Origin of the sequence: Buttiauxella sp. (assembly GCF_049686335.1) — a bacterium.
Taxonomy (GTDB): domain Bacteria; phylum Pseudomonadota; class Gammaproteobacteria; order Enterobacterales; family Enterobacteriaceae; genus Buttiauxella.
Genome location: NZ_JBAVHX010000024.1, coordinates 17,967 through 28,303, shown reverse-complemented (window position 1 = coordinate 28,303; position 10,337 = coordinate 17,967). Strand labels below are relative to the sequence as shown.

At 51.1% G+C, this 10,337-nt stretch carries 8 protein-coding genes; 2 read left to right on the top strand and 6 right to left on the bottom strand.

Going from position 1 to position 10,337, the window contains the following annotated elements:
* Positions 1-186 precede the first annotated feature (186 nt).
* The 4 genes from hemG to pepQ are packed head-to-tail and all read right to left on the bottom strand — an operon-like array spanning position 187 to position 4,172.
* Positions 187-720 carry a menaquinone-dependent protoporphyrinogen IX dehydrogenase gene (gene hemG, locus WBL83_RS16290; protein WP_424590135.1) on the bottom strand — a complete coding sequence of 178 codons (534 nt, stop codon included), beginning with the start codon at positions 718-720 and terminating at the stop codon, positions 187-189.
* Between the two features lie 12 nt (positions 721-732).
* Positions 733-2,184, bottom strand: a complete 1,452-nt coding sequence (trkH, locus tag WBL83_RS16285; protein WP_424590134.1) for a Trk system potassium transporter TrkH — start codon at positions 2,182-2,184, stop codon at positions 733-735.
* A 42-nt stretch (positions 2,185-2,226) separates the two neighbouring features.
* Positions 2,227-2,841, bottom strand: a complete 615-nt coding sequence (locus tag WBL83_RS16280; protein ID WP_424590133.1) for an IMPACT family protein — start codon at positions 2,839-2,841, stop codon at positions 2,227-2,229.
* Positions 2,841-4,172 carry a Xaa-Pro dipeptidase gene (pepQ, locus tag WBL83_RS16275; RefSeq protein WP_424590132.1) on the bottom strand — a complete coding sequence of 444 codons (1,332 nt, stop codon included), beginning with the start codon at positions 4,170-4,172 and terminating at the stop codon, positions 2,841-2,843. The genes WBL83_RS16280 and pepQ overlap by 1 nt, the downstream gene beginning before the upstream one ends.
* Positions 4,173-4,365: 193 nt before the next feature.
* On the opposite strand from pepQ, the gene fadB reads away from it, so the two are divergent.
* Entirely contained in the window at positions 4,366-6,555 is a 2,190-nt protein-coding gene (gene fadB / locus WBL83_RS16270; protein ID WP_424590131.1) for a fatty acid oxidation complex subunit alpha FadB, read from the top strand.
* A 9-nt stretch (positions 6,556-6,564) separates the two neighbouring features.
* On the top strand, positions 6,565-7,728 hold the full coding sequence (gene fadA / locus WBL83_RS16265; protein ID WP_424590130.1) for an acetyl-CoA C-acyltransferase FadA: 1,164 nt from the start codon (positions 6,565-6,567) through the stop codon (positions 7,726-7,728).
* A 305-nt stretch (positions 7,729-8,033) separates the two neighbouring features.
* On the opposite strand, the gene fre is transcribed toward fadA, so the two are convergent.
* A complete protein-coding gene (gene fre / locus WBL83_RS16260) occupies positions 8,034-8,735 on the bottom strand; it encodes an NAD(P)H-flavin reductase (RefSeq protein WP_424590129.1) in 702 nt (233 codons plus the stop codon).
* 47 nt (positions 8,736-8,782) lie between these two features.
* Positions 8,783-10,276 carry a 4-hydroxy-3-polyprenylbenzoate decarboxylase gene (ubiD, locus tag WBL83_RS16255; protein ID WP_424590136.1) on the bottom strand — a complete coding sequence of 498 codons (1,494 nt, stop codon included), beginning with the start codon at positions 10,274-10,276 and terminating at the stop codon, positions 8,783-8,785.
* Between the last annotated feature and the right edge of the window lie 61 nt (positions 10,277-10,337).

Genomic DNA, 10,337 nt, shown 5'->3' with positions numbered 1-10,337 from the left:
ATTACGCTTTCCTCTTTCAGAGTCAAGCGTTTATTTTCGCTTTTCGTCTGACTGACGGGCCGGTTTGTAAGCCGTTGTGCCGTGTCAGTGGAGGCGCAGTATAGGGATTTTCTGGGAGCTGACAAGTGTTTATTGCAAAAAAATGACTGGGCGCGTTTTTTTTCATCAAAATGGATGTTTTGGACACTATTTGCTGTTTAAGCGTACTAATTCCTGTGCGAAACGCGCCACTTGCGGCCAATCGGTATAGACAACTTCTTTACTAATATCTGTTTCGCCGCCTGTCATCTTCATAATGAAGCGTATCATCACGCGGTCATACCAGCTGTAACGCGGATAACGGAGCGCACCAGCAAACACAGCGCAATGATTTGGTTGCCACGGAGAGGTCAGCAAGAACTTACGCGTATAAGAGTTGGTTTGCGGAGAACGCTTCTCGGGTTTGCGGGCGACGAGGTTTACGGAGAAGAAAGCGCTCGGGATCGTATTCAATGCTTGCTGATGCTTTTTCACAAACGCAGCCACTGAAGAATGGAAATGCCCGTAACGAATAGAGGCGCCGATAACGACGCGCTCGTAGTTGCCCCATGCAATATCGCCACTGCGATGCAGGTTAACGACATCACTCTCAACGCCCAGCTCTTTCAATTCAGATGCTATATAAGAAGCAATCTCACGAGTCTGACCATCGCGGGTCGAAAATAGAATCAAAGTTCTCACTACAGGCTCCGGTTACTCTCGCCAGAAAGTTGGCGTAAACAGTACGAGTAAAGTAAATACTTCAAGACGGCCAAACAGCATATTGGCTATCAATATCCATTTCGCCACAGGATTCATGCTGGCAAAGTTGTCTGCCACGACACCCAAACCAGGGCCGAGGTTATTCAGCGTTGCGGCAACGGACGCAAAGGCTGAGAAATCATCCACACCGGTCGCAATAATCGCGAGCATGCTGAGGATAAACACCAGCGCATAGGCCGAGAAGAATCCCCACACAGCTTCAAGGATACGTTCGGGCAACGCACGGTTCCCAAGCTTAATGCTATATACCGCATTAGGGTGCACCAGACGTTTCAGTTCACGATTACCCTGTTTGAACAGCAACAGGATACGAATCACTTTCAGCCCGCCGCCCGTTGAACCCGCACAACCACCTATAAAAGCAGAGCACAGTAATAGCACCGGTAAGAATAAAGGCCAACGCGCAATGCTGTCGGTCGTAAACCCGGCGGTGGTCGCCATAGAAACTACCTGGAAGAATGCCTGGTTCAGCGTGAGCAGTGCCGACTGGTAAGTATTATGGAACCAAAGTACGAGGGTGCAGATAACCACCAGCGTCAGTTGCACACCAATAAACATGCGGAACTCAGGATCGCGCCAGTAGACTTTTATATTACGCCCACTTAATAGAGAGAAGTGCAGGCCGTAGTTACAACCTGAGATCAGCAGGAAGATGGCAATAATAGTATTAATGGTTGGGCTGTCGAAATAACCAATACTCGCGTCGTGCGTGGAGAAACCACCAATCGCGATAGTCGCAAAACTATGGCCTATCGCATCGAATGCGGGCATACCGGCAAACCAAAGCGCCAGCGCACAAGCGACGGTTAAGAGAACATATATGATCCACAGCGTTTTTGCCGTATCCGCGATACGCGGGCGCATTTTGTTATCTTTCAGCGGTCCTGGCATTTCAGCGCGATATAACTGCATCCCGCCTACACCGAGTATAGGCAGAATGGCTACAGCGAGAACAATGATCCCCATGCCGCCAAACCACTGCAACATCTGCCGGTAAAACAGAATCGCGTGTGGGAGAGAATCGAGCCCGACAAGTGTTGTCGCACCAGTGGTCGTTAAGCCCGAGAACGATTCGAAGAATGCATCGGTAATAGTGAGATTCGGTTGTTCAGCGAAGATAAAGGGCAACGCCCCCACGCTCCCCAGCACCGTCCAGAACAGGACGACGATCAGGAATCCTTCTCGCGGTTTAAGCTCACTTTTTTGCCGCCGGTTAGGCCACCACAGAAAAGAACCAATGAGCAATGCTGCGAAGAAAGTCTGGGTGAAAGCTCGGCCAGCACCATCGCGATAAATTAAAGCTACCAACCCAGGAATAATCATGGTCACAGAAAATAGAATGACTAACAGACCAACGATTCGGGTTATGGCGCGAAAATGCATTTCAGCCGCTTCCTTAACTATCAAAAAAATAACGAGAGGGAATTATTGTTCAGCCGGCAATAAATGCAATGCACCGCGGCTAAAATCAGCAAGTCTGACTGAAAAGTCAGCCAGTTTCGCGTGTGGTAACGCGATACGTAATATTACAGACGCCTGAAAATCACTTTGCACGAGAACCCCGTTGCACTGTTTGAGCAACGCTTCGATTCCTGCAAGCTGCGCATATTCGCACTGCAAAGTATATTCGGTTAACGGAACTTTGAGCACAGTGGGCAATTGATTTAATGCCATCTGCACTCCGCCGCCATAGGCTTTCACCAAACCGCCCGTTCCGAGTTTGACACCACCATAGTAGCGCACCACCACGGCGGTAATTTCCCCGATACCACTCCCCATTAGCTGGGCGAGCATAGGCTTTCCCGCGGTTCCAGCTGGCTCGCCATCATCAGAGAAACCTAACTGCTGCGAGTCATTTGGCGCACCAGCCACCCAGGCCCAGCAATGATGCCGGGCCGCTGGATGTTCAGAACGTACTTTTTCAAGAAACGCTTTCGCCGCTATTACGCCGGAGGTATGCGCGACCAACGTAATAAAGCGGCTTTTCTTGATTTCCTCACTGACCATGATGGAGTCAGCAGGAATCAGCCAACTGTCCATTACGCCAGTTTCAAATCGCGCGTCATGTTTTCAATGCTATTTTCGTGAACAATCACGTTGTCTTCAATACGAATGCCGCCAAATGGTTTCATGGCTTCGATACGCTGCCAGTCAAAGTGCTTGCTGTACTGCCCTTCGCGCCACGGTGCCAGCAAAGATTCAATAAAGTACATGCCCGGTTCGATAGTCAATACCATACGAGGCTCCAGCACACGGGTGCAGCGCAGGTAAGGATATTGCGACGGTGCAGCCTGGTGCGTACCGGTATCATCTTGCATGAAACCAGCCACATCATGCACCTGCAAACCGAGCGGGTGACCCAAACCGTGCGGCATAAACGGACCAGTAATCCCGGTTTCAACCATCGCTTCTTCGCTAATGCCTGTAACCAGTTTATGACGGTTCAACAGTTTGGCGATGCGTTGATGGAACTGGATATGGTAATCGGTGTAACGCACGCCCGCTTTCAGGGTATCAATCAGCGCAAGTTGTTCGGTATTAACATCTTTAATCAACTGAGCATAATCGTTGTCGCTTTTAGCCGACCAGGTACGCGTTAAATCAGCGGCGTAACCGTTGTATTCCGCACCAGCATCTAAAAGGAAGCTGCGCACTTCGGAAGGCACACGGTTATCCAGTTTGGTGTAATGCAGTACTGCAGCATGCTCGTTGAGCGCCACAATGTTGCCATAAGGAACATCAGTATCACGGTGGCCGGTTGCGGTCAGATATGCCTGATTGATATCAAACTCGCTCATTCCGGACAAGAATGCTTCGTGCGCCGCCTGATGGCCGACAACTGCCGTTTTCTGCGCTTCACGCATACACGCCAGTTCATAATCAGTTTTATAAGAACGATGGTAATGCAGGTAATCAATCACCCCTTTCGGGTTGATATTTGTAGCTTGAATATCAAGCTGCAACGCGCGCTCTGGCACCGGCCCAATGTAGCCGATGTTGCCACGCGCCGCAGGGAGTTGGCTGCCAATGCCATCAGCTTTTGGCAACGCAATCACATCAATTTCGTCAGTCCAGAAGGATTCTGGCAGCGGTTCAACGTTGTGCCAGTAATCAACCGGCAAGTAGAACCACAATTTAGGTTTGTTAACACCATCCACCAGCAGCCAGCAATTTGGCACTTGTGTCACAGGAACCCACGCTTTGAACTGCGGGTTAACTTTGAACGGATATGAATGATCATCAAGGAAGACGTTGAAAAGCTCCCCCGAGTGAATCAACAGCGCGTCGAGATTGAAACGCGCCAGAACATTGCGGGTGCGCTCCTGCAAAGTTGCCACATGATCTTTATAAAGTGAGGCCAGTGAATCCATGATTTACCCTTCTGTTTTTTTTAAACCTGAACGCCACGCATCTTAGCACACCGCAAACTAAGCGAACTTATTTCCAGTGGCTGTGATCATCTTTGCAAATATTTAAAGAGTTATTTGCATTTCATTAACATCAATTCCACACTCCTCTCCATCTGGTACGACCAGATCCCATTGCTGGATTCAGGAGACTGACATGCTCTACCAAGGTGAAACCTTACATCTCGACTGGCTGGAAGACGGCATCGCAGAATTGGTATTTGATGCGCCCGGCTCAGTGAACAAACTCGACACCGCGACCGTAGCAAGCCTGGGTCACGCGCTTGATGTCCTGGAAAAGCAGCCATCGCTGAAAGGCCTGATGCTGACCTCCAATAAAGCCGCGTTTATTGTCGGGGCTGATATTACTGAATTCTTGTCTTTGTTCCAGGTTCCTGCGGAACAACTGACCCACTGGCTGCAATTCGCCAATAGCGTCTTCAATCGTCTGGAAGATTTGCCTGTCCCTACCATTTCAGCAGTGAATGGTTATGCCCTCGGCGGCGGCTGCGAATGTGTGCTGGCTACGGATTACCGTCTGGCAACGCCTGATGCGCGCATTGGTTTGCCTGAAACGAAACTGGGCATCATGCCAGGCTTTGGTGGTTCAGTGCGTTTGCCGCGTATGTTGGGTGCCGATAGCGCACTGGAAATCATCACTGCCGGTAAAGATGTCAGCGCCACTGAAGCGCAAAAAATCGGTTTAGTTGATGGCATCGTTAAGACTGAAAAACTGCGCGATGGGGCTTTAGCTGTCCTTCGGCAGGCGATTAACGGCGAGCTGGATTGGAAAGCGAAACGCGCACCGAAACTGCAACCTCTGAAGTTGAGCAAAATCGAAGCCACGATGAGCTTCACCATCGCGAAAAGCATGGTGATGCAGATTGCTGGCAAGCACTACCCTGCTCCGATGACGGCAGTCAAAACCATTGAAGCTGCGGCAAGAATGGGCCGTGACGAGGCATTACAACTGGAGACTCAAAGTTTCGTGCCGTTGGCGCGTTCAAATGAGGCCCGTGCGCTGGTCGGGATTTTCCTGAACGACCAATACATAAAAGGTCAGGCGAAAAAGCGGACCTTAAATACCGAAACCCCGAAACAGGCCGCCGTTCTTGGTGCCGGGATCATGGGGGGAGGCATTGCTTACCAGTCAGCCTGGAAAGGCGTACCGGTATTAATGAAGGATATTAACGAGAAGTCGCTAGAGCTGGGCATTAATGAAGCCAGCAAGCTGCTCAACAAACAACTGGAACGCGGAAAGATCGACGGGATGAAACTGGCGGGCGTGATTGCCACCATTCATCCAACACTGGATTACGCCGGTTTTGAGCGTGTCGACGTCGTTGTTGAAGCGGTTGTTGAAAATCCAAAAGTGAAGAAAGCCGTGCTGGCGGAAGTGGAAGACAAAGTGCGCGCAGATACGGTTCTGGCGTCGAACACCTCGACCATTCCGATTGGCGAACTGGCAAATAGCCTGAAGCGCCCGGAAAACTTCTGCGGTATGCACTTCTTTAACCCGGTGCATCGCATGCCATTAGTGGAAGTGATTCGCGGCGAAAAAACGTCTGAGCAAACCATCGCGAAGGTTGTAGCGTGGGCCAGCAAAATGGGCAAAACGCCAATCGTAGTGAACGACTGCCCAGGCTTCTTCGTCAACCGCGTACTGTTCCCTTACTTTGCAGGCTTCAGCCAGTTGATGCGTGACGGTGCTGATTTCCGTCAAATCGACAAAGTGATGGAAAAGCAGTTCGGTTGGCCAATGGGACCGGCGTATCTGCTCGATGTGGTTGGGATTGACACCGCGCACCACGCGCAGGCTGTGATGGCTGCTGGTTTCCCACAGCGCATGCAGAAAGATTATCGCGATGCCGTTGATGCGATGTTTGATGCAGGCCGCTACGGCCAGAAAACCCAACAGGGCTTCTATCGTTACAAACAAGACAGCAAAGGCAAACCGCGTAAAGAGCAGGACGAAGCGACAGACAGCCTGTTGGCCGATGTCAGCAAACCGCGCCACAACTTCGGCGATGAAGAAATTATCGCACGCATGATGATCCCGATGGTCAACGAAGTCGTCCGTTGTCTGGAAGAAGGCATTATTGCAAGCCCGGCTGAAGCGGACATGGCACTGGTTTACGGTTTGGGCTTCCCTCCGTTCCATGGCGGCGCATTCCGCTGGTTAGATACCATTGGCAGTGCAAAATATCTCGATATGGCTCAGCGGTACGAACATCTTGGCCCTCTCTATCAGGTGCCGGACGGTCTGCGTGCAAAAGCTTCCCGTAACGAGCCGTACTATCCACCGGTTGAGCCTGCGGGCCTGGCCAGTGACCTGAAAAGTGCCTGAGGAGTGATTATGGAAAAGGTTGTAATTGTTGATGCCATTCGCACCCCGATGGGCCGCTCAAAAGGTGGGGCATTTCGTAATCTGCGTGCAGAAGATCTTTCTGCCCATTTGATGCGTGGAATTCTGTCGCGTAACCCGGCGTTAGAAGCTGCCGCACTGGATGACATTTATTGGGGATGTGTGCAGCAGACTCTTGAGCAAGGTTTTAACATTGCGCGTAACGCCTCGCTGCTGGCCGAAATCCCGCATTCCGTTCCCGCGGTTACCGTCAACCGTCTGTGTGGTTCTTCCATGCAGGCTCTGCATGACGCGGCTCGTATGATTCAGACCGGTGATGCGCATGCTTGCCTGGTGGGCGGCGTGGAACATATGGGCCACGTGCCAATGAGCCACGGAGTGGATTTCCATCCAGGTCTGAGCCGTAACGTCGCTAAAGCGGCCGGTATGATGGGCTTAACCGCCGAGATGTTATCGCGTATGCATGGCATTAGTCGTGAAATGCAGGATCAGTTTGCTGCTCGTTCGCATCAACGTGCCTGGGCTGCCACAGAAGCGGGCTATTTCAAATCTGAAATCCTGCCGACAAGTGGCCATGACGCCGACGGTGTACTCAAGCGTTTTGATTACGATGAAGTGATTCGTCCTGAAACGACTGTTGAAGGGCTGGCAGCATTGAAACCGGCGTTTGATCCAGTCAACGGAACCGTGACGGCGGGCAGTTCATCTGCTCTGTCAGATGGGGCGTCGGCGATGTTGCTGATGAGCGAAACCCGCGCTAAAGAACTCGGCCTGAAGATCCGCGCATACGTTCGCTCTATGGCCGTTGTTGGCTGTGATCCATCGATTATGGGCTACGGCCCGGTTCCGGCATCAAAAATGGCGTTGAAAAAAGCGGGCCTGACTGCCGCGGATATCGACCTGTTTGAGATGAACGAAGCCTTCGCCGCACAAATCTTGCCGTGTATTAAAGACCTGGGCTTGATGGATAAGATCGACGAGAAAATTAACCTGAACGGCGGCGCGATTGCACTGGGACACCCGCTGGGTTGTTCCGGTACACGCATTAGCACCACATTGTTAAACCTGATGGAACGTCGCGATGCGCAATTTGGTCTTGCCACGATGTGCATCGGTTTAGGTCAGGGCATTGCCACTGTTATTGAACGCGTTTAAGGAATTAATACCCTAAATAATTCGCGTTGCATCGCGGCGGCAACTGAGTGAATCCCCGGGAGCATAGATAACTATGTGACCGGGGTGAACGAAGGCAGCCAACAAAGAGGCAGCACGAATTATGACGGGGAAGGTTTAGTTGCCGTTTTTCCCGCCTGTCAGGGGCGGGTTTTTTATTTATACCCAAATAATTCGAGTTGCATCAAGGCGACAAGAGAACGAGTCCCGATGAGCTTACATGAGTAAGTGATTCGGGTGAGTGAACGTAGTCAACAAAGATGCAGCTTGAAGTATGACGGGTATCATCAAATAAAAGCGAAAGCATCACCAAACATGCGGTCGACATTCGCACTGCGTTCATTGCAGAACAGGTCGCGCGCGATTTTCGCCATCTCAAAACGTCCGGCAATGTAGATGTCGTGCCCGGCAAGCGTTCCATAATCCTGCATCACTGCGGTTAACACCGTGCCAGTCCGGCCGCGCCAGCCTTCTTCCGGTTGCTCAACAACTGCTTCAACACGTAGATTTGGGTGCACGACGGAAAGCGCTTCTAACTCAGACAAGTCATAAAGATGTTTATCTTCACGACCGCCCCAGTAAATCGCAATTTCACGTTGTGGATTGCGTGCGAGCGCAGTCAGCAAAATCGAACGTACGTAAGAGAAGCCAGTCCCGCCCGCAATCAGAATTAACGGACGATCTTCGTCTTCACGCAGCCAGGCATCGCCATGCGGAATGTCTACGACGATTTCTTTCTCTTTCAGAATGCGGTCCATCACCGCCATGGCGTACAGATTGAGTTCTGATGCGCCAATGTGCAGTTCGATAAACTCATGGTCGCTCGGCGTGGATGCCATGGAGAACGGGCGTTTATCACGCTCATCCATTACCACCATCAAATACTGCCCGGCCTGAAAGGAGAATTTCGCTTCCGGCAGTAATCGAACGCGATATACCGTGTCAGTTATCGCTTCTACCGAGGTCACTTTACAGCTTAAGGTTGTCATGCTTCCCCTCTGTCGGGTCAATAATGCAAAACGGAAAAATCCGCCGCTCAGGCGTTTTTACCGTCGTCGAAAATAGCCAGTTCATCCCAGATTGCATCGATACGCGCACATACTTCTGCATCTTTCTTGATAGGACGTCCCCACTCACGCTGAGTTTCACCTGGCCATTTATTGGTGGCATCCAGTCCCATTTTTGAGCCAAGACCGGAAACCGGCGAGGCAAAATCCAGGTAATCGATTGGCGTGTTTTCTACTAAAACGGTGTCTCGTGCTGGGTCCATACGCGTCGTGATGGCCCAAATCACATCGTTCCAGTCACGCGCGTTGACATCGTCATCGCACACGATAACGAATTTGGTGTACATAAATTGCCGCAAGAAAGACCACACGCCCATCATCACGCGTTTAGCGTGGCCCGCGTATTGCTTCTTAATGGTGACAACCGCAAGGCGATAGGAACAACCTTCCGGCGGCAGATAAAAATCGACAATTTCCGGGAATTGCTTCTGCAAAATCGGCACAAACACTTCATTCAAAGCCACGCCGAGTACTGCAGGTTCATCCGGTGGTCGCCCGGTATATGTTGAATGATAAATCGCATTCTGGCGCTGGGTAATATGCGTAACGGTAAATACCGGGAAGTCATCTACTTCATTGTAGTAGCCCGTATGGTCACCATATGGACCTTCTGGCGCCATTTCACCCGGCTCAATGTACCCTTCCAGCACTATCTCCGCGCTCGCAGGGACTTCAAGATCGTTGGAAATACACTTCACGACTTCGGTTTTAGTGCCACGCAGTAAACCGGCAAAAGCATATTCTGACAGGGTGTCTGGCACAGGTGTAACCGCGCCAAGAATGGTTGCGGGGTCGGCGCCCAGGGCAACCGAAACAGGGAAGCGTTCACCCGGATGTTCAGCACACCACTCCTGAAAATCCAGTGCGCCACCGCGATGCGATAACCAGCGCATAATCAGCTTATTTTTACCGATTAACTGCTGGCGATAAATCCCCAGATTCTGGCGCTCTTTGTGCGGCCCACGCGTTACCGTCAAACCCCAGGTAATCAACGGTGCTGCATCTTCAGGCCAACATTGCATGATCGGAATGCGAGATAAGTCGACTTCATCCCCTTCCCAGATTTGTTCCTGACACGGAGCGTTACGTAGCCGTTTCGTCGGCATATTCAGCACTTGTTTAAACTGCGGAAGCTTATCGAATAAATCGCGGAAACCCTTCGGTGGCTCGGGTTCTTTCAGGAAGGCCAGTAACTTACCGACTTCACGTAGTGCAGATACATCTTCCTGTCCCATTCCCATCGCGACGCGTTTCGGAGTGCCGAACAGGTTGCACAGCACTGGCATATCGTACCCTTTAGGGTTCTCAAATAGCAGAGCCGGGCCATTAGCGCGCAAAGTACGATCGGCAATTTCAGTCATTTCCAGGTATGGATCGACCGGCATTGAGATGCGCTTTAGTTCGCCGCGTTGTTCAAGTAATTCCAGAAAGTCGCGTAGGTCGTGGTATTTCATGCAATTAATCGTAGTCAGGATTTTGCAGTCATTATACGGGCTTCATGCACTGCATGCTGTATTTTTGTTA